The organism is Arthrobacter sp. D5-1, assembly GCF_017357425.1.
Classification (GTDB): Bacteria; Actinomycetota; Actinomycetes; order Actinomycetales; family Micrococcaceae; genus Arthrobacter.
Genome location: NZ_CP014571.1, coordinates 4,216,051 through 4,234,766 on the forward strand (window position 1 = coordinate 4,216,051; position 18,716 = coordinate 4,234,766).

17 protein-coding genes are annotated in these 18,716 nt (G+C 63.4%); 10 read left to right on the plus strand and 7 right to left on the minus strand.

Going from position 1 to position 18,716, the window contains the following annotated elements:
- Positions 1–26 precede the first annotated feature (26 nt).
- Positions 27–650 carry a LysE family transporter gene (locus AYX22_RS19450; RefSeq protein WP_207595145.1) on the plus strand — a complete coding sequence of 208 codons (624 nt, stop codon included), beginning with the start codon at positions 27–29 and terminating at the stop codon, positions 648–650.
- A 35-nt stretch (positions 651–685) separates the two neighbouring features.
- Complete coding sequence (locus tag AYX22_RS19455; RefSeq protein ID WP_207595146.1) at positions 686–1,042, plus strand: hypothetical protein; 357 nt, start codon at positions 686–688, stop codon at positions 1,040–1,042.
- On the opposite strand, the gene AYX22_RS19460 is transcribed toward AYX22_RS19455, so the two are convergent.
- Positions 1,039–2,076 (minus strand): LacI family DNA-binding transcriptional regulator, encoded by a 1,038-nt coding sequence (locus AYX22_RS19460; protein ID WP_207595148.1) that lies wholly within the window; start codon positions 2,074–2,076, stop codon positions 1,039–1,041. The two genes, AYX22_RS19455 and AYX22_RS19460, sit on opposite strands and share 4 nt — an antisense overlap.
- A gap of 212 nt (positions 2,077–2,288) precedes the next feature.
- On the opposite strand from AYX22_RS19460, the gene AYX22_RS19465 reads away from it, so the two are divergent.
- From AYX22_RS19465 to AYX22_RS19475, 3 genes are read left to right on the plus strand one after another with little or no spacing between them, the layout of a single operon-like run.
- Positions 2,289–3,314: a nucleoside hydrolase gene (locus AYX22_RS19465; RefSeq protein ID WP_207597660.1), complete on the plus strand. Its 1,026-nt coding sequence runs from the start codon at positions 2,289–2,291 to the stop codon at positions 3,312–3,314.
- Positions 3,314–4,759 (plus strand): MFS transporter, encoded by a 1,446-nt coding sequence (locus AYX22_RS19470; RefSeq protein ID WP_207595150.1) that lies wholly within the window; start codon positions 3,314–3,316, stop codon positions 4,757–4,759. The genes AYX22_RS19465 and AYX22_RS19470 overlap by 1 nt, the downstream gene beginning before the upstream one ends.
- The gene (locus AYX22_RS19475) at positions 4,756–5,712 is read left to right on the plus strand and encodes a ribokinase (RefSeq protein WP_207595151.1); all 957 of its coding nucleotides are present in this window, start codon (positions 4,756–4,758) and stop codon (positions 5,710–5,712) included. The genes AYX22_RS19470 and AYX22_RS19475 overlap by 4 nt, the downstream gene beginning before the upstream one ends.
- A 79-nt stretch (positions 5,713–5,791) precedes the next feature.
- Here the strand turns inward: AYX22_RS19475 and AYX22_RS19480 are convergent, their stop codons facing one another.
- Complete coding sequence (locus tag AYX22_RS19480; protein WP_242703414.1) at positions 5,792–6,103, minus strand: hypothetical protein; 312 nt, start codon at positions 6,101–6,103, stop codon at positions 5,792–5,794.
- 99 nt (positions 6,104–6,202) lie between these two features.
- Here AYX22_RS19480 and AYX22_RS19485 point away from each other — a divergent pair, with 99 nt between their 5' ends.
- Genes AYX22_RS19485 through pabB form a run of 3 tightly spaced genes read left to right on the plus strand, consistent with a single transcriptional unit; the run spans position 6,203 to position 9,519 of the window.
- Complete coding sequence (locus tag AYX22_RS19485) at positions 6,203–6,865, plus strand: TetR/AcrR family transcriptional regulator (RefSeq protein ID WP_207595153.1); 663 nt, start codon at positions 6,203–6,205, stop codon at positions 6,863–6,865.
- A 51-nt stretch (positions 6,866–6,916) separates the two neighbouring features.
- Entirely contained in the window at positions 6,917–7,477 is a 561-nt protein-coding gene (locus AYX22_RS19490; protein WP_207595154.1) for a low molecular weight protein-tyrosine-phosphatase, read from the plus strand.
- Positions 7,474–9,519: an aminodeoxychorismate synthase component I gene (pabB, locus tag AYX22_RS19495; RefSeq protein ID WP_207595155.1), complete on the plus strand. Its 2,046-nt coding sequence runs from the start codon at positions 7,474–7,476 to the stop codon at positions 9,517–9,519. Before AYX22_RS19490 ends, pabB begins: the two co-directional genes overlap by 4 nt.
- Before the next feature lie 57 nt (positions 9,520–9,576).
- On the opposite strand, the gene cls is transcribed toward pabB, so the two are convergent.
- Positions 9,577–11,049 (minus strand): cardiolipin synthase, encoded by a 1,473-nt coding sequence (gene cls / locus AYX22_RS19500; protein ID WP_207595156.1) that lies wholly within the window; start codon positions 11,047–11,049, stop codon positions 9,577–9,579.
- An 87-nt stretch (positions 11,050–11,136) separates the two neighbouring features.
- On the opposite strand from cls, the gene AYX22_RS19505 reads away from it, so the two are divergent.
- Both AYX22_RS19505 and AYX22_RS19510 read left to right on the plus strand, forming a co-directional pair.
- Positions 11,137–12,078 carry an aminodeoxychorismate lyase gene (locus tag AYX22_RS19505; protein WP_207595157.1) on the plus strand — a complete coding sequence of 314 codons (942 nt, stop codon included), beginning with the start codon at positions 11,137–11,139 and terminating at the stop codon, positions 12,076–12,078.
- A gap of 251 nt (positions 12,079–12,329) precedes the next feature.
- Positions 12,330–13,784 (plus strand): amino acid permease, encoded by a 1,455-nt coding sequence (locus tag AYX22_RS19510; protein ID WP_207595158.1) that lies wholly within the window; start codon positions 12,330–12,332, stop codon positions 13,782–13,784.
- A gap of 250 nt (positions 13,785–14,034) precedes the next feature.
- Here the strand turns inward: AYX22_RS19510 and AYX22_RS19515 are convergent, their stop codons facing one another.
- The 4 genes from AYX22_RS19515 to AYX22_RS19530 all read right to left on the minus strand — a co-directional run bounded on the left by AYX22_RS19515 (position 14,035) and on the right by AYX22_RS19530 (position 18,635).
- On the minus strand, positions 14,035–14,517 hold the full coding sequence (locus tag AYX22_RS19515; protein WP_207595159.1) for a carboxymuconolactone decarboxylase family protein: 483 nt from the start codon (positions 14,515–14,517) through the stop codon (positions 14,035–14,037).
- A 115-nt stretch (positions 14,518–14,632) separates the two neighbouring features.
- Positions 14,633–15,697, minus strand: coding sequence for a cysteine synthase family protein (locus AYX22_RS19520; protein WP_207595160.1), 1,065 nt, complete (start codon positions 15,695–15,697; stop codon positions 14,633–14,635).
- On the minus strand, positions 15,691–17,307 hold the full coding sequence (locus tag AYX22_RS19525) for an aromatic amino acid ammonia-lyase (RefSeq protein ID WP_207595161.1): 1,617 nt from the start codon (positions 17,305–17,307) through the stop codon (positions 15,691–15,693). Before AYX22_RS19525 ends, AYX22_RS19520 begins: the two co-directional genes overlap by 7 nt.
- Positions 17,307–18,635, minus strand: coding sequence for an NtaA/DmoA family FMN-dependent monooxygenase (locus AYX22_RS19530; protein ID WP_207595162.1), 1,329 nt, complete (start codon positions 18,633–18,635; stop codon positions 17,307–17,309). Before AYX22_RS19530 ends, AYX22_RS19525 begins: the two co-directional genes overlap by 1 nt.
- Between the last annotated feature and the right edge of the window lie 81 nt (positions 18,636–18,716).

Below are 18,716 nucleotides of genomic sequence, written 5' to 3' on the forward strand. Positions count from 1 at the left end.
CCCACCTCACCGGCATAAGCTGAGGTGTGCAATTTTCTCTCTGGCTGGCTCTGGTTGGTGCCGGCACCCTGATCAGTTTCACTCCCGGCGCCGGAGCCATCTTCACCATGAGCAACTCGCTCAATTCCGGCTTCCGTCGTTCCATCTGGGGCATTCTCGGACAACAGGTGGCTCTGGTCATCCACATCGTCATTGTTGCCTTGGGCGTCGGCGTGCTGGTTTCCAACTCTCCCGTCATCTTCAACGTCATTCGTTACGCGGGCGCCGCGTACCTTGTGTACCTCGGCATCCGGCAGTTCCTGCACAAGCCTGACCTGGACAAAGAGAAGGTGGACAGCCAAAAGAACGAGTCGGCCTTGTCCATGTTCCAGCGAGGCATTTGGGTGAACCTGCTGAACCCCAAGGCAATCGTCTTTTTCCTGGCGTTCATGCCGCAGTTCATCAGGCCGGACCAGCCGTTGCTCCAGCAATATGCCGTGCTGACCGCCACGGTCCTGGTTATCGACATTCTGGTGATGTGGTTCTTCTTCGCCCTGGCTGCGCGTTCCTTCCAGCGGTTCACCCACGACCAACGCGGCCAAACAATTCTGAACCGCATCTTTGGCTGCCTGTTCGTCCTCGTCGGCATCTTGCTGGCAGTCATCCACTAGCCACGGCGACAACGCGTGGTGCTACCGTCGAGGCCATGGAGCCGGACTGGATCGAACACCGACGCACAGACGATGGCGAGCACGTGGGATGGATGAAGCCCGTTGACGACGGATTCGTAGCAATTGACCTGCTGGGACGCCCGCGCACGGACGTTGTGGATTGGTTCACTGCCGAAGAAACACTCGATGACCTCGGCCTCCGCTACCTCGCCGACCCGCACGAGTTGCTGCTCGACGACGGCGACTGGCTGCGCGTCCGGATAGCGGAAGTCACTCCGTCCCTGGTGCGAGTGAAAAAGGAAGATTGGGGCGATATGACCGCTCCACAGATCTACTTCACCGTGTCAAACCCCGTCTCGGAAGCACAGCTTCGCCCGCTCTCCCCTGGCTAAGACGTAGATCCCCGAACCACCAGCGAGCTCTCGAGCGTCACGTGGGTTTCGTCCAGCGGCAGGCCTTCCATCAGGCCCCGCAGCTGCTCCCCCGCTTTACGGCCCAAGGGCGTTGCCGGCAGGTGCACGCTGGTGAGGCTGGGGTTGCTGGTTGCCGAATAGGGCAAGTCATCAAACCCTGCCACAGCCAGCTGCTCCGGGATCCGGACACCTTCCACCCGAGCTTCCTGCAGAACGCCATAAGCGTGCGTGTCCGTCCCGCAGACGACGGCGGTGACCCCCTCGCGCTGCCACTCCGGCCAGACGTCGGCGAACGCGGCGGCGGCAGCACCGACGTCGATCGGGGTGCTGATGACATGGCCAGGGGCCACTGAAAGTCCGCACGAAGCAGCCTCCGCAAGAAAGGCTTCGCGGCGCAACTGGAACGTGGTTGTTCCCGTCACGCCATCCACATAGGCGGCGCGGGTATGACCGGAAGACGCCAAATGCCGGGCAAGTTCCCGCGCGCCCTGGGCAACGTCAAGGTTCACGGAAGGCGCGTAGGACTCAAGGCCGGGTGCATCCAACAGGACCAACGGGCCGGCCGCGGACAGATCTTCCAGGAACTCTGCACTGGGCGCCCCCACCAGCAAACCGGCAGGGCGCAGTGCCAGAAGTTTGCGGACATCGTCAGCCTGGGGCGACTCACCAGCGTCGGTCACGGAAAGCAGCAACTGGTACTGGGACCCCAAGGATTCCCGCACCCCGGCGATCACGTTGGCGAAGAAGGGGTTGGAAACGTCCGGAGTCACCAATATGACAATCGAACTGACCCCGCGGGCCAGGGAACTGCCGATGCTGTCCACCACGTAGCCGAGTTCGGAAATGGCCAAGCGGACCCTGGAGATGTTGTCCTCAGAGACGCGCCCCTGGGTTTTTCCGTTCGCCACCAGCGAGACGGTCGCCGTCGAAACGCCTGCACGGGCGGCTACCATCGCAGCCGTCACGCGAGGTGAGCGGGGCGCGCTGCCTTGGCGCCGATCCAGGGATTCCATGCATCGATCGTATCGGTCCCATACCGCGTTGACCTGCGAGAAGGCATCAAGCGCTTGACGTTGCGAGGACAGCAGCGAACCCCGGCACAACGTTAAGCGTTTGACGTAGCCCACAAAGCAGTGCCAGAATTCCCCTGAATGCTTAGCGCCCTGCCCCGGGCAAGTTCCAGGCAGGCCCCAATGACGTGGAGAGAAACGTGGATCCCAACACCATGACACCAGCACGCAAGAAGATCATTCTTGACTGCGACCCTGGCCATGACGACGCCGTGGCGTTGCTGCTGGCGCACGGCAATCCGGACATCGAACTGCTGGCCGTAACGACGGTGGTGGGCAATCAGACCCTGGAAAAGGTCACCCGGAACGCCCTCTCGGTAGCCACCATTGCCGGCATCACCGGCGTCCCTTTCGCCGCCGGCTGCGACCGCCCGTTGGTCCGCACCATCGAAACGGCCCCCAGCATCCACGGCGATTCCGGTATGGACGGCCCGGAGCAGCCCGACTCCATCATCGAGCTGGACCCGCGCCACGCCGTCGACCTCATCATTGAAACTGTCATGGCACACGAGCCGGGCACGGTCACGTTGGTCCCCACCGCGGGCCTTACCAACATTGCGATGGCCGCCCGCAAGGAACCGCGCATCGTGGAGCGCGTGAAGGAAGTTGTCCTCATGGGCGGCGGCTACCACGTGGGCAACTGGAGCGCCGTGGCGGAATTCAACATCATCATCGACCCCGAAGCCGCACACATCGTTTTCAACGAAAAGTGGCCCGTGGTGATGGTCGGCCTCGATCTCACCCACCAGGCGTTGGCCACGGACGAGGTGGTGAACCGTATAGCTAAGATCGGCACCAAGCCGGCCAAGTTCGTCATGGAGCTCATGGACTTCTTCCAGAAGACCTACAAGGACGCCCAGGGCTTCGATTTCCCACCGGTCCACGACCCCTGCGCCGTGGCCTACGTCATCGACCCCACTGTCATGACCACCCGCAAGGTCCCCGTGGACATAGAGCTCCAGGGCAAGCTCACTCTTGGCATGACCGTTGCCGACTTCCGCGCACCGGCCCCCGAGGACTGCCACACGTCGGTCGCCGTCGACCTCGACCACAAGAAGTTCTGGGACCTGGTCACCGATGCGATTGAACGGATCGGAGAACCAACGCACGACGCCGTCGCTGCCGCCACCGCTGACGTAAACGCCACCGCAGAGGCCATCCTGGCAGGAGAGGCAAAGTAATGTCCTCCCTCGCAATCGAAGCCAAGTCCACCCGCGGCAACGTCACAGCCCTCATGGTCGCGTTGCTGGCGGCCTGCGTGGCTTTCCAGCTCAACGCCTCCATGCTTAGCCCTGCCCTGGTCACCATGGGCAACGAACTAAACACGGACCAGGCCACCATCGGCCTGTCCCAGACGTGGTTCTTCACGGCCGCAGCGCTCTTCTCGCTGTTCCTCCCGCGCCTGAGCGACATCGTGGGCCGCAAGAAGATCCTGGTCGGCATGATGCTCCTGATGGCTGTTGGTTCGGTCATCGCAGCGATGGCCCCGGACGTCACGTGGCTCTTCGTGGGCCGCATCATTCAGGGCGTCAGCGGCCCCACGGTTCCGCTGTGCCTGATCATGCTCCGCTCAGCAGTCAGCAACCCCCGCAAGTACGGCACGCTCATGGGCCTCATCACAGCAGTTAACGGCGGCGTGGCCGGCGTCGACTCGTTCGTGGGCGGCTACTTCGCCGAGAACTTCGGCTTCCGCAGCATCTTCTGGCTCATGGTTGCACTGGCCTTGGTGGCTACCGTCCTGATCGCCGTCCTTGCCGGTGAAAGCAAGCCTGCCGCCGGCACCACCATGGACTGGCTGGGCGTGTTCTTCATCGTCATCGCCGTTGGTGCACTGCTGACGGCTCTGAACGAGGGCGCCAAGCTGGCCACAGCATTCGACGCCGGGACGCTGACTCTCGCGATCGTGCTCACGGTGATCGCCGCCGTCGCGTTCTTCGCCTTCTGGACTGTGGAGAAGCGCGCCAAGCAGCCCATGGTGGAAACCGTGCACCTGCGCCACCGCTCCACCTGGGCACCCCTGCTGACTACCACTTTGACGATGACGGGCATTTTCGCAGTCATCAACGGCATCGTCCCCGCCTACGTTCAGGCTGCAGATCCGGGCTTCGGCGTGGGTCCCACCGAGATGTCGCTGATCATCCTCACCCCGTACGCCCTGCTGGGTTGGCTGTTCGGCCCGATCAGCGGCCGCCTGGCGCCCGTCCTCGGCTACACCAAGGTCTTGCGCATCGGCCTGCTGGGCAGCCTCGTGGCGTTGGCCATCATCGCGTTCTTCGGCCTGAACAACCTTCCCATGATGATCGTGGGCACAGCCTTGCTGGGCATCATGTACGCCGGTACGGTCAACATCATGCTGAACGGATTGGGCGTGGTCCTCTCGCCGCAGGGCAACCCGGGCTTCCTGCCGGGCATGAACGCGGGCGCCTTTAACCTCGGCGCCGGGCTGAGCTTCCTTGTCCTCCCGGCGGTCCTGGTGGCCACGGCATCGCTCAATGATCCCAAGGCTTCGTACCTGACCGTTGTGGTGGTGGGCCTGGCCATCACCCTCGCCGCCTTCGCCGCCTCACTGTTGATCCCCAAGCCCGTGGACGCAGAAGTGACCGAGGACCAGAAGGTGACCGCATGACCACCGCACCCAAGGCGGGAATCGTCGTCGTCGGCTCCCTGAACGCAGACCTCACCATCTACTGCGACCGTCTCCCCCAACCCGGCGAGACAGTTCACGGCAATGGTTTCGCGGTGAACCCGGGCGGCAAGAGTGCCAACCAGGCGGTGGCTGCCAGCAAGCTCGGCGGACAGGTCTGCCTGATCGGCGCAGTAGGCGAGGACCCCAACGGCACCATGCTCCTGGATTCGACAGCCAGCGCCGGAGTGGACGTGTCACGCGTCCGACGCTCCGACGTCGCCACCGGCGTAGCCGTCATTTCGGTGGACGCGAGCGGTGAGAACAGCATCATCATCTCGGCCGGCGCCAACGGTACCCTCAGGCCCTCCGACGTCACGCCGGACGCCTTCCAGGATGCGGCTGTTGTGTGCCTCTGCCTGGAAGTGGGAATCGATACGGTGACCGCCGCCGCCCAAGCAGGGCACGACGCCGGCGCAACCGTTCTGCTCAACCTCTCGCCTTACGCGGAGGTACCGGAAGTCCTGGCTGGCTTGAGCGACGTGTTGTTGGTCAATGCCCACGAGGCGTCGTTGTTCCTTGGCGCCGAAGCGGACATTCCGGACGCCGCAGCAGAAACCGAAGCGTGGGAGCCGGTCCGGAGCCAGTTCGCGGACCGCGGTCTGCAGCGGGTCCTGGTGACCCTCGGCGCACATGGCTCCGTGGTGCTGGATTCGTTGGCGGGTGGAACTGAAGACCAGATCACCCGCATTGCCCCGACACGTGTTTCAGCGATTGACACCACGGGTGCCGGAGACGCCTTCACGGGCGCTGTCGCCGCGCGTCTGGCGGCCGGGGAAACCCTCGCCGATGCCGCATCCTTCGCCTCGGTTGCCGCCGCGTTGGCTGCAACCAGGAAGGGCACGCAGGCCGCGTACCCGGGGATCGCCGACGTCGAGCAACTGCGGGACGCTTAGTCCCAGCGTCGTACCCAACTGAGTAACAGCACATGTTCCACTGAGCCCTCAGTGGAACATGTGCTGTTACCTACTTGATCTAGGCGGACTTCCGGGCTGCCCGTTGTGCTGAGCGCTCCGCTGCCTTGCGGGACAGTGCGCCATGGCCGGCCATCAGCCGGGGAACCACGACGTAAACAGCAGCGGGAACCACGAGTGCCGTGAGCAGCAGCGCGCGAAGGACCGGGTGCAGTGGCTCCATGATGGGGCCGAGGAGCAGCATGCCGATGGACACCAGCGGGAAGATGGCGAGCCAGGTAATAAGCGCCCGCATGTGAACGGAGGGTCCCTGCGGGCGGGCCGTCGACGCTGTGGGTTCTACGGCGGTTTGGGAGGTTGTTTGGGTGGTCATGGCATTCTCCAACTAAACGGTTGCTTTTGGCTTGGGATCACACTATCCCCACTCGCCCACAATTACAACCATTCAGTTGGAAACTGGTAATATGACCCTATGGCGTGGGACACAGAGCGAACCAAGGGGCTGCTGCTCCAAGCAGCCACGTCCGAGTTTTGCGCGCGCGGACTTGCAGGAGCCCGCATCGACCGCATTGCCGCAGAAGCCGGGGTCAACAAAGAGCGGATATACCAGTACTTCGGCAATAAGAATGCGCTTTTCGACGCCGTGATCGTCACCGCCCTGAGCTCCCTCATGGATGAAGTACCCATCGAAGGCAACGGGCCAGAGGCCATGGCAGACTACGCCGGCCGACTCTTCGACCACCACCAGAAAGACGCAACGGCACCACGCCTCCTGTTCTGGGAAGGTCTGGAACGCGGCGCGGAGGTTGTTGGGCTGCCGAAGCGGATGGCCAACTGCGCATCGAAGGTCAACAGCACCATCGCCGCCCTCCCCGGCATCTCCAGGGAAGACGCCGGAGACCTGCTCATCACCATCGTGAGCCTCTGCGACGCCGCACCCGTACTGCCGGCACTCGATGGACTGATGGCCGGCAATGACCCCGGCCGCGCGCAAAGGCGACGCGCCGCCGTCGTACGCACCGTTTACCTGGCCGCTGCAGCGCTGGCTGCCGAAGCCTCCAACGCTGATCCGGCCCTCATCACCCAGGCACGTTCCGCGGACTCTGTGACAGCTTTGACACAAAAAGTGACTTAGTTGTGAAGTGGCCCCTAGCCAAGAAGGGGTGCCATCAATCATGCTTGCAGAATGTACTCAACGACGAGCCCATACCGCATCATCACGGTCTGCACGGGAAATATCTGCCGCTCGCCCATGGCAGCCCTCATGCTCACCGAAGCCTTCGACGCGGAAGGGCTCGGCCAGCTCGTAGCGGTGGACTCCGCGGGCACCACAGGGTACGAGGTGGGGCATCCGATCGACCCCCGCGCCGCCCGCGTCCTCACAGCCCAGCACATCGCTTCCGAGGACCACGTAGCCCGCAAATGGCGGCATGAATGGTTCGCGGAACGGGACCTGATCCTCGCGCTGGACGTTGACCATTTCGGCTGGCTCCAAGAAGGAGCGCCGGACCGCGCTTCACTCGAAAAAGTGCGAATGTTCCGCAGCTTCGATCCCAGCATGGAAGGGCGCAGCTCCCTGGACCTGGGCATCGAAGACCCCTGGTATGGCGGCCACACCGACTTCGACAACACCTGGACGCTCATCAAAGCCGCCATCCCCGGAATCGTGGAGTACGTCAAAGCAGCGATCGCCTCCGCGGAGGCCGCCGCTGACAACGACCACCAGCAGGTAACCTCTATGACATGACCCCTGCACCCGTGATTATCGCTGTTGACGGCAGGTCCGGTGCAGGAAAAACCACACTGGCCGTCGAACTGGCGGCACGGTTGCGGCAGCACCACAAGGTTTCGCTGTTCCACTTGGAGGACATCTACCCCGGCTGGAACGGTCTTATGCCCGGCATTGAGCGCTATGTCGGCACAGTCCTGACGCCGCTCAGCTCCGGCCAGGCCGCGGAGTGGACCAGCTGGGACTGGGAACGGCATTACGACGGCGGACTGAACGTCACGCTGCCCGCCGAGATCGTGATTGTTGAGGGCGTTGGCGCTGCAGCGGACGCTGCCCGGCCCATGCTGGACGCCGTGGTGTGGGTGGAAGCGCCCGGTGACGACCGCCGTCGTCGTGCGTTGGCGCGGGACGGAAGCACCTACGAACCGTACTGGGACAGCTGGGCAGCCCAAGAGGACGAGTGGCTCTCCTCTGATCAGGTCATCGGGGCCGCCGATGTTCGCGTGCAAAACCTTGCCGACGGCAATGCGCCGGAAGATGTTCTGCAAGCTCTCATGTACCTGCCCTCAGTTGCTTCGATTTTGTCACCCGAGCTCAGTGCACGGCGTGGCCTTCAACTACGGTCCGAGCGCCTGGAAGCTGTCCCTGACGCTGCGTTGCTCTTCGAATCCCTCTATGCCCGTTCCGGCAACGCCGTCTGGCTCGATTCCTCCAACGCCTCGGCCGTCGCCGGCAGGTCCCAGGCCGCCGCACGCAGCCGCTTCAGCATCCTGGCGGACGACAGCGGCATGTACGGACAGTCGGTACGCCACGTGTCGGGGACCACGCACATCACCGCGGGCACAGCCACGGTCACCATCTCCGGGCCGTTCTTCCGATGGCTGGACACTGTCTGGGGCCGCAAGGCGGTCCGCGCGCCCCGCGGCTACGACGGCCAATTCACGCTCGGCTGGCTCGGCTACCTCGGCTACGAACTCAAGCGCGAAACCGGCGGCAATGACGTCGCCTCCCACACCCCGGACGCGGCTCTGCTCTTCGCCGGACGGGCTGTGGTTCTGGACCATCGGGAACGGACCGTCTGGCTGCTTGCCCTGGAAGCGCCCGACGCCGACGAGTGGTTGCGCGCGGCCCGCACCGCCGTCGGGGCTGCTGTGGGTGGTTCCGCTCCTGCTGCCGAATATTCCGGCGCCGCCGCATCAGGTGCCGTCCCGTCATTCGTGAGCCGGGACTCCGCAACGGACTATAAGCGCAAGATCGCGGACTCCCAGCACGAAATCAGCGAGGGAAACTCGTACGAGATCTGCCTGACCACCACTCTTGAAGCCCCCGCCGGGGATCTGGACCCGTGGCGCAGCTACCTGAACCTTCGACGCCGGAACCCGGCACCGTTCGCCAGTTACCTCCGGTTCGGCGAACTGGTGGTGGCGAGCACGTCGCCTGAACGCTTCCTCCGGATTCTGTCCGATGGCGGCATGCGCGCCGAGCCGATCAAGGGCACCCGGGGCCGCTCATCCGACGCCTCCGAGGACGCAGCTTTGCGGCACGACCTTGAGACGTCGCTGAAGGACCGCGCCGAGAACATCATGATCGTGGACCTGCTGCGCAACGACCTCAGCCACTTTGCCATCCCTGGTTCCGTGACGGTCAGCCGCTTGTGCGCGATCGAAAGCTACGCCACCGTCCACCAAATGGTCAGCACCATCGACGCCCACATGAAGCCGGGCGCACCCCGCGCGGAAGCCTTGGCTGCGGCTTTCCCCGCCGGTTCCATGACGGGAGCGCCAAAGATCAGCACCATGGACATCCTGGACCAGCTCGAGTCGGGACCCAGGGGCATTTATTCGGGCGCCATTGGCTACTTTTCCCTGAATGCGGCCACGGACCTCGCCGTGGTGATCCGTACCTTGGTGGTCAACCCTGACGCCAACGGCGGCAGCACGCTCTCCCTTGGCGTGGGCGGGGCCATCACCGCGGACTCCGTAGCCGACGACGAGTACGAGGAGATCCGAACCAAAGCGTACGGCGTGCTGTCCACGTTGGGCGCCGACTTCCCGGGCTGATTTTTTGTACAGCCAATGCCCCTAACACCGCCTCTAAAGGCGTCAGCTGTACTGAAACTACTGGAGTGTCGCGGTCAGTCTGGCCACGTTATCCACATACTTGGCCAGCGGGGGCCTATCCATCCAATCGTCCAGCATAAGCTCACGTGACACCTCGCGATACGTGGACTCTACAGCCCGCATGAGGTTCACGGTCTCGGCGCCAAGGAGCATCACCGAGACCTCCATGTTCAGGGAGAAGGAGCGCATGTCCATGTTGCTGGAACCGAGAACGGCTACCTCGTCATCAATGGTGAAGTGCTTGGCGTGGAGGACGTACGGTGCCCGGTACAGGTAAATTCGGACACCGGCTCCCAATAGGGCTTCATAGTAGGAGCGTTGGGCGTGGTGGACCAGGAACTGATCGCCCTTCTCGGAGACGAAGAGTTCCACGTCAACACCTCGCTGCGCAGCTGTGGTGATGGCGTACAGCAGGGAATCGTCCGGGACAAAATACGGGCTGCAGATGGAGATCCGGTGCTGCGCCGAGTAAATCAGCGTGTTGAACAAGCGCAGGTTGTTTTCGGTGGCGAACCCGGGGCCACTCGGCACTACCTGGGCGGTGACCTGGCCCGGCGCCGGCTGGGTAGGCAGGCGCAGCTGGTCTTCCAGCGATTCGTCGGTTTCGCTGAGCCAGTCCGTGGCGAACACCACGTTAAGCGTCGCCACGATCGGGCCTTCCAACCGGGACATGAGCTCCACCCATTTGCGGCCCACCTTGTGGTGCTTGGGGTTGTTGTAGGAAGGCTCAATCAAGTTCTGCGAGCCGGTGAACGCAATCTCGCCGTCGATCACCATGATCTTGCGGTGGTTCCTGAGGTCGGGGCGCCGCCATTGACCGTGGATAGGCAGCAGCGGCAGCATTCGCTTCCACTGGATCTTGGCCGCCTTCAGCCGGCGGATCAGCCGGCGGTAGCCCTTGACGCGCAACGTTCCGATGTGGTCGAAGAGCAGCCTGACGGTCACACCCCGTTCAGCCGCGTTCTCCAGTTCAGTGAGCAGTTCATCCGTCACGGAATCACTGCTCATGATGTAGAACTCGGCGTTGACGTAGCTCTTGGCGCCCTTGACTGCTTCAGCCATGGCTTTGATGGACTCTTCGTAGCCGGGGATCAGCTCCACCTTGTTACCGTCGACCATGGGCAACGATCCAAGCCGATGGTTCAGTTCGCCCGCCGACTTCACCCATTCCGGCCCGGAATAGACGCTGACAGGATCAGCCAGATCGGAGGTCACCGCACGAACCCGGCGGTTTACCTCCTCCTGCTGCTCCCGCCGGCGCCGCGACAGTTTGAAGTTGCCGAAGAGCAGGAACAGGACGAACCCAACAGATGGGATGAGGAACACAGCCAAAAGCCAAGCCATGGCGGTGGTGGGACGCCGGTTGCCGGGAATGACTCCCAGCAGCACAATGCGCATGATGACTTCCGCAATGACCCATGCCCCCAGCAACCAGGTCCACTCCTGGCCAAACGGAAAAGGAAAGAACACCCGACAAACCCCCACAGTTCATGAACAACAGTGACCACAGCCTATCCGGCAAAGTCCCCTCCAGTGCGTCCGCACTAAGCTGGGACCATGACTTCACCTGCCGCCACGGTCCTCGTTTTCCTGGACCCCGCCTTCGAAAATGGTCGAATTGCCGACTCGAGCCAACCGCAACTCATGGCAACGGATCTGGGTGCCACCCGCGGCGACGGCGTCTTCGAGTCACTCCTCGCTGTGCAAGGCCGACCCCGCAAAGTTCAGGCTCACCTCAACCGATTGGGCAGTTCTGCGGCAGCCTTGGACCTTGCGCTTCCTGGGCAGGATGTCTGGCGCCGCGCCATCGAGACAGCCATCAACGAATTCCGCGATGTTCACCCTGCCCCCACGCCTGAAGAGGACGAGGTAGTGGTCAAGCTGATTGTGACCCGTGGCGTTGAAGGCGCCGCCAGCCCGACGTGCTGGGTACAGGCTTCGCCCTCACCTGCAGGCAGCCGCCGTCAGCGGCAGACGGGCATCGACGTCGTACTTTTGGACCGTGGCTTCGACACTGAAGCCGGCGAGCGCGCGCCATGGCTGCTCCTGGGCGCGAAGACGCTGTCTTATGCCGTGAACATGGCCGCACTTCGCTACGCCCACAAGCAGGGTGCTGATGACGCCATCTTCACCTCCACTGACGGCCGGGTCCTGGAAGGCCCGACATCCACCGTGTTGCTGGCGCACCTTGAAACGGTCGACGACGGCGACGGTTCCGTCAGGGCGGTTCGTCGCCTCATCACTCCCCAGCTTGACAGCGGAATCCTTCCGGGCACCTCGCAGGGCGCATTGTTCGCCGCGGCGAAGGCCGCTGGCTGGGAACTTGGTTATGGCCCCTTGGAGCCGCAGGACTTGTTCGATGCCGATGCCGTCTGGCTGATCTCCAGCATCCGGCTGATCGCCCCCGTTAACCACATCAACGGCCAAGAGGTGGGCACGCCCGAGGTGCGCAAACAGCTCACTGCTGAGCTGAACCACCTGTTTGCGGGGATCGAGTAAGTCGCTTTTCTGCGGACCCGCCTTATGGAGCTCCGCATGGAACCTAACAGATAACAAGCAGAGTAATCGCTCGCGTGACTTAATGATTAGGAACTCTTAGCCTCAGCCAAGAGCCACTGGCGTGTTCAATCGCACTCCTTATCCTCCTTGAAATGGTCATTCGTCATGTGATGAATCTTGTACTCGTGTTAGTTGGATCACGTCCGGCTGGTACTACTTCAGACTTTGCTGGCTAACTTCCCGGAGGGAATATGGGACTCAGCTCCCCCACAGAAGCCGAAGCATCGGCAACCGAGGCACAGTCCCGCACTGAGGCCTCACAGACAGGATTGCGCCGGTCCATGGAGGCCCGGCACCTGGTCATGATCGCCATGGGCGGCGTTATCGGTTCAGGCCTGTTCGTCAGTTCGGGATACACGATCGCCACTGCCGGCCCCCTGGGCGCCGTCCTGGCGTTCCTCATCGGCGCCGTGGTGGTCTACCTGGTGATGGCTTGCCTCGGGGAGCTCGCTGTAGCGTTCCCCGTCTCCGGTGCCTTCCACATTTATGCCGCCAGGACCATCGGCCCCGCCACGGGATTCGCCACTGCCTGGCTCTACTGGCTTTGTTGGGCCGTAGCCTTGGGCTCGGAATTTACTGCGGCCGGCCTCCTCATGCAGCGCTGGTTCCCGGGCGTCGACGTCTGGATCTGGTGCTTCATCTTCGCCACCGTCCTGTTCACACTGAACGCCATTTCATCGCGTGTCTTTGGCGAATCGGAGTTCTGGTTCGCGCTCATCAAGGTCGCCGCCGTCGTCGGCCTGATCATCCTTGGTGGCGCCGCCCTGGCGGGCTTCCACCCTCTCGCCGCGGGCGGGTACCCCTCCTTTGGCGAGAACTTCAGCACACCGGAGGGTCTGTTCCCGAACGGTTTCACCGGCGTGTTCGTGACCTGCCTGGCCGTCTTCTATGCCTTCTCCGGCTCGGAACTTATCGGCGTTGCCGCGGGCGAAACGGCCAATCCCGGCGCGAACATCCCCAAAGCCATGCGCACCACGGTCATCCGGCTCATGATCTTCTTCGTCGGCGCGATCGTGGTCATCGCAGCCACCATTCCGTACGAACAAGTCAGCGTGGACGAAAGCCCGTTCGTCACCGTTTTCTCCATGCTCGGCATCCCATACGCCGCGGACATCATGAACTTCGTGATCATCACGGCGCTGCTCTCCGCAGGCAACTGCGGCCTCTTCTCCTGCGCCCGCATGCTCTTCTCGTTGGCTGACGAAGGCCACGCACCGCAGGTCTTCAAGAAACTCACGAAGCGCGGCATCCCCATGGTGGCGCTTTGCGTGAGCATGCTTGGCGGTCTGGCCTCCCTGATCAGCAGCGTTGTGGCACCTGCCACCGTCTACCTTGTGCTCGTCTCGGTGGCCGGCTTTGCCACCGTGGGCGTCTGGATGTCCATTGTGGCCTCGCACTTCATCTACCGCCGGACCTTCATCAAGAACGGTGGCGACCTCAGCACGCTTCCCTACAAGGCGCCCCTGTTCCCGTTGGTCCCGATCCTGGCCTTCGCTCTATGCGTGGTGTCCCTGATCGGTATCGCCTTCGACCCCAACCAGGTTGCGGCGCTGCTGTTCGGTATTCCGTTCGTGGGGGCCTGCTACGCCGTCTTCTACTTCAAGTACGGCCGACGACGGTCGCTCAAGAAGGCAGTGGACGCGTAGGCCTCCTTGTTCCGTGGCGTCCTGACTTGGTTTGGGCGCAGATCAGCCCCTGGACAACCTTTGCTGGTTGACCAGGGGCTGATTCCGTCTCAAAGAGGGTCGGGACGCCACACTCCGCGCCCGCCACCACCCGGTTTGAAACCCGGGAGCCCAGACACGCCGTGCAAGGAGGGTGTTGAACAGGCCCGGCTACCCAAAGTTGGTGGTGGAGGCACGCCCCCCCTGTTCAGTGGGCCTGTATTTTCCGGGCCTACTTCTTGGCTGCGCGGACCGGGTGCTCACTCAAAATGGACAGGCGGTTGAAGGCATTGATTCCGATGGCCGCCATGCAGAGCACACTGATCTGCTGGTCGTCGTAGTGCTGCCGGGCTTGTTCGAAGAGCTCGGGGCTGGGCCGCGATGAACTCATCCGGGTGATCTGCTCTGCAATTTCCATCGCGACCACTTCCGCGGGCTCGAAGAGCTGCACTTCCTTGTAAACAGCCACCAATGACAGACGCTGCTCCGTTTCGCCATACTTCAGGGCCCGACGATGGTGAAGGTCCAGGCAGAAGGCGCATCCATTGATTTGCGAACAGCGATAGTTGATGAGTTCAAGGGTCCGGCGTGAAATACCCAGCCGGTCAGCTTCGTCTACGAGCTGCTGGGAGTAGTGGCTAAGAGTCGCATAGAGGTCCGGCTGCTGCTTGTCCAGGTAGCCGGCCAGACGTGGTTTTGATTCCTGTTCGGGCATGGTTGGAGCTTAACGCAAAAGGGACCAGGCACCCGACGGTGAGAGAGCATCCGCCCGAAACCCGAGGGACGTGAGAGAGGGTCAGCCCCAAACCCGAGGGACGTGAGAGAGGGTCCTACTCGCGGGCCGCGGGAGTGTCGGCGGCGAGCCGGATGCCGTGCTCTGCCAGCCACACCGGGTTGAAGGCCTTGCTCATATAGTTCGTTCCGGCGTCGGGGGCTATGGCAACCACCACCGAGCCGTGAGGCGCGGCGCGCGCCACCCGAATGGCGGCGGCGACCGCGAGCCCTGAGGACGGGCCGAGCGCGAGCCCTTCCTCCTCGAGGAGCCGGTGAACGGTGGTGTAAACCTCGTCGTTGGGGATGCGGAGGAATCGGTCCACGATGGAACGGTCGAAAGCTTTGGGCCACTCGGGTTCCGGCCAGGAGTTACCCACTCCGTCCACCAGGATCTCGCCGGGATGGCCGCCGCTGTAGGCAGAGCCGTAGGGGTCGGCGCCAACAACTTCCAGGTGGCCGCCCGGGCGCAGGGCAGCTGCCTGTTCCTTCAAGAACCGCCCGTTCCCGCTGATGGTCCCGCCCGTTCCGATGCCCGCGACGAAGTGCGTGACCAGGCCACCCGTCTGCTCCCAGATTTCGGGTCCGGTGGTTTCATAATGCGCCAAGGGATTGGCGGGGTTGTCGAACTGCATGGGCCGCCACGCACCGGGCGTCTCGGCCGTAATCCGCGCTGCAACAGCCCGGGCGTTCTCCGGCGATTCCGACGGGGCATTCCAATCGGTCAGGATCACGCGGGCGCCGTAGTTGTGCAGCGCAGCGAGCTTCTCCTCGGAGATCGTGTCGCCTGTCACCACCACCACGGGATGTCCGGTCAGGTGGCCGATGAGCGCCAGGCCGATCCCGGTGTTGCCCGAAGTGCTCTCCACGATAGTGGCTCCCGGCTTCAGCTCCCCGGACCTCTCAGCCGCCCGGACCATGCTGAGTGCGGTGCGGTCCTTGATGGAACCGCCGGGGTTTTCGGACTCAAGCTTGATATGGATGGCGCTGCCCAGTCCACGGCCCAGCGAATCCAGTTTCACCAGCGGGGTGTTGCCCACTTTGTCCAGGACCGAGGCATCCAACCCATCCGGCAGCCGGGCCGCTGCGTGAGCTCCTTGCCGACGGATCGCTGTACTCACCACGCCCCACCCCCTTCCTCAGCCTCCAGTAGAACCTGATCCACGGCGCCGCGCAGTTCAGTCCGCGCCCGTTCCACAAGATCCGGCGCCGATGGCCTGTCGGCCAGTACATCAGCGAGTCGACCCACGACGACGCCTGTTCCCTTCCCGAGCGGTTGTGCAGCTCCAGCTTCGAGCAGCAGATAGGACGCCGTCAGGGCCTCGATCGTCAACAGCTTTTCCAGCACCTCCACCGACCTTTCGAGTTGCTGGAGGGCCAAGGGGGCCAGAGTTGAATGGTCCTCGACGTCGGCGGACAAGGTTGGGGCGCCAAGGGTGGCCGGGGCGGCCAGGAACTTGAGTTCGGCCAACAGCCCGGCCGCGGAGTACCACAACAGCCCGGGCAGTTCCTCTTGGGCAAGCGCGGAGGCCGGGTTGAATTCCGCTCCGGCCCCGGACTGCTCAGCCGAGGCTTGGGTCGATGCTGCTTGCAAGTGCTTGGCCCGGATGGCCCGTTGCGGCGGATACAACTTGGCGATGCGCCGCTCACTGGAAATCCCCATGTGCGCCAACGCAACCCTCAGACCTTCGAATGCGAGAGCCAGCTGCATCGGCTGGAAGTTCCCGCCGGACAGCATGAGCCCGGATTCGACATCAACCAACGGATTGTCGCCGCGACCATTCAGTTCCACCTCCAGCGCAGCACTCAACTGCGCCACCAGGGATCGAAACGCCCCGTGCGTCTGCGGTGCGGCCCGGAAGGACAATGCATCCTGCACCGACACCTCGGGCCGCACATCTTCCAACCAGCCACCACTGAGCAGGTGACGCACAGCTGCCGCCGAATCACCCTGGCCGTTTACAGCCTTGGCCGCCTGGATGGCCGGCGAAAACGGGCTGAGGTTCCCGCCGCCGTCGTACCTTGCGATGGTCTCCAGCGAGAGGGAAAGCGCGACGTCGGCCAGCCGGGCCAGCTGCTGCAATTGCAGCAACGCCAGGGTCCCGGCGCCGACGGAATACGCGTTGGCGCTCACCAAGGCAAGCGCCTCGCCGGGCGCGAGGACGAGTGGTTGAAGGCCGGCATCGGCGAGCGCTTTGGCTCCTGGAACCAAGGTGCCGTCGGCGTTGAAGGCTTCGCCCTCACCGATGGCGACGGCGGCGACGGCGGCCAGCTGGGTGAGGTCCGACGATCCCACCGACCCTTCGCGCGGGATGGCGGGCAGGACGCCGCGGTTGAGGAGTCCTGCGTAGAAGTTTGCTGTTTCGGGCCTCACACCGGAACCGCCGCGGCTGAAACCGACAAGTCGGGCCAGGATCACTGCGCGGGCAGCGGGACGGTCCAGATACGAGCCCACTCCGCTGTTGTGATACCTGACCACCTGGACCTGATAGGCCAGGAGCGACTTCTCTTCCACGGCGGTGTCCCGACCGGACCCGAGCAACGTATTGAGTCCGTAAACCCGCTGCCCGGAAGCGGCGGTGCGTTCCAGTACGTCGCGGGAGCGACCGATCAAAGACAACGCATCGTGGTTGAGTTCCACGTGAAACGCAGGGTTGGAGGCGGCCAGTGCTACGTCGGCGGCACGCACCGGAGCCGTTCCAATAACCAAGGTCGGCGGTTCGGAAGACACCATCAGAAGTCCAGGAGATTCTGCCGGAACCCGCCGTTGCCGTAACTCTTCCTTAGAAGGCCCCGCCGCCGCAGTTCAGGGGTGAGCTTATCCAGGACACCGTGCACTGTCACCGGGTCCACGAAGCCGGAGAAGAGGAACCCGTCACCACCCACCTCGGAGCCGGTCGACTCAAGATAGTCGGCAATCTCCCCCACCGTGCCGATGATCGAATCCCCCGCCCCACCGCTCCTGGCCTGCAGGATCTCGCGCAGCGTGGACCCGGGAGGCGCCGCCTTGGCGAAGTGTTCCAACGTCCCCTGGTTGCTGTTGGTGCTCAGCTCCGGGAGGGGTGCGTCCAGGTCGAACTGCTTGAAGTCGATCACCGAGAGGTAGGAGATGGAGTTGAGCTGGCTGTCGATATCGCGCTGGGTGAGCTCACGACGCTGGGCACGCAGCTCCTCGGCTTCGGCAGCAGAACCAACCACGGTGGGCTTCAGGACAAAAAGCACCTTGACGTCGTCGGGGTTCCTGCCGGCTTTGGCGGCCTCCGCGCGAATCGAGTCACGGTAGGACTTCATGCCGTCAACACCACGGGCCAACGCAATGGCCACATCAGCATGACCACCGGCGAACGCCTTGCCCCGGGGAGACGCACCAGCCTGGACCAGCACGGGTTCCTCCGGCAACGGCGCCGTGTTCAGTGGACCGCGGACCTTGAAGAAGTCACCCTGGTGATTGATCGGGTGCACCTTGTTGTGGTCGGCAAACACCCCTGCGGAGACGTCCTCAAGGACCGCGCCCGGTTCCCAGCTCCGCCAGAGCCGCCTGACGACGTCGACGAATTCCTCCGCTTTTTCATACCTAAGGTCGTGTTCAATCTGTTGGTCCAACCCGTAGTTCTGGGCGGCGAGGTCGCTGCCGGACGTGACGACGTTCCAGCCCAACTGGCCCTCGGAGAAGTGCTGCAACGTGGCCAAAAGCCGGGCGGCCGTGAAGGGCGGGTAGAACGAGGCGCTGACGGTCGGCACGATTCCCAGGTGCTCGGTGGCGGAGAGCAGGTAAGGGACCAGCGCCAGCGGATCGTGTTTCGGCGCAAAGGAGGCATGAGCCAGGGACACTTCGGCCGATCCGCCATACGTGTCCGGCACGGTGAGGGAATCCTCGATGATGAAGAGGTCCAACCCGGATTGTTCGAACGCCCGGACTGCGTCCTGGTACAGGGCTGGCTTCTTCCAGTCGTAGCCCAGGCCGTAACCGGGCGTCCCCCACCCCTGGACACCGAATCCATGGCCCACAAACCATCCAAAATGCAGCATGGGCTTGAGTGTAGAACTGCTCTGTCCGTTCACCGCGACCTGATTTCATGCGAAGTTACAGGAGGACGTACTGGGTCAATTATGCTCCCGGGGCGTCACAATTGAACGCGGCCG

Bases quoted from the DNA above. Each gene is read 5' to 3' on its own strand.
- AYX22_RS19485 (WP_207595153.1), top strand. From the start codon at position 6,203: ATGGCGTGGGACACAGAGCGAACCAAGGGGCTGCTGCTCCAAGCAGCC.
- AYX22_RS19510 (WP_207595158.1), top strand. From the start codon at position 12,330: ATGGGACTCAGCTCCCCCACAGAAGCCGAAGCATCGGCAACCGAGGCA.
- AYX22_RS19470 (WP_207595150.1), top strand. From the start codon at position 3,314: ATGTCCTCCCTCGCAATCGAAGCCAAGTCCACCCGCGGCAACGTCACA.
- AYX22_RS19465 (WP_207597660.1), top strand. From the start codon at position 2,289: ATGACACCAGCACGCAAGAAGATCATTCTTGACTGCGACCCTGGCCAT.
- AYX22_RS19490 (WP_207595154.1), top strand. From the start codon at position 6,917: ATGTACTCAACGACGAGCCCATACCGCATCATCACGGTCTGCACGGGA.
- pabB (WP_207595155.1), top strand. From the start codon at position 7,474: ATGACCCCTGCACCCGTGATTATCGCTGTTGACGGCAGGTCCGGTGCA.
- AYX22_RS19475 (WP_207595151.1), top strand. From the start codon at position 4,756: ATGACCACCGCACCCAAGGCGGGAATCGTCGTCGTCGGCTCCCTGAAC.
- AYX22_RS19525 (WP_207595161.1), bottom strand. From the start codon at position 17,307: ATGGTGTCTTCCGAACCGCCGACCTTGGTTATTGGAACGGCTCCGGTG.
- AYX22_RS19455 (WP_207595146.1), top strand. From the start codon at position 686: ATGGAGCCGGACTGGATCGAACACCGACGCACAGACGATGGCGAGCAC.
- AYX22_RS19460 (WP_207595148.1), bottom strand. From the start codon at position 2,076: ATGGAATCCCTGGATCGGCGCCAAGGCAGCGCGCCCCGCTCACCTCGC.
- AYX22_RS19515 (WP_207595159.1), bottom strand. From the start codon at position 14,517: ATGCCCGAACAGGAATCAAAACCACGTCTGGCCGGCTACCTGGACAAG.
- AYX22_RS19480 (WP_242703414.1), bottom strand. From the start codon at position 6,103: ATGACCACCCAAACAACCTCCCAAACCGCCGTAGAACCCACAGCGTCG.
- AYX22_RS19505 (WP_207595157.1), top strand. From the start codon at position 11,137: ATGACTTCACCTGCCGCCACGGTCCTCGTTTTCCTGGACCCCGCCTTC.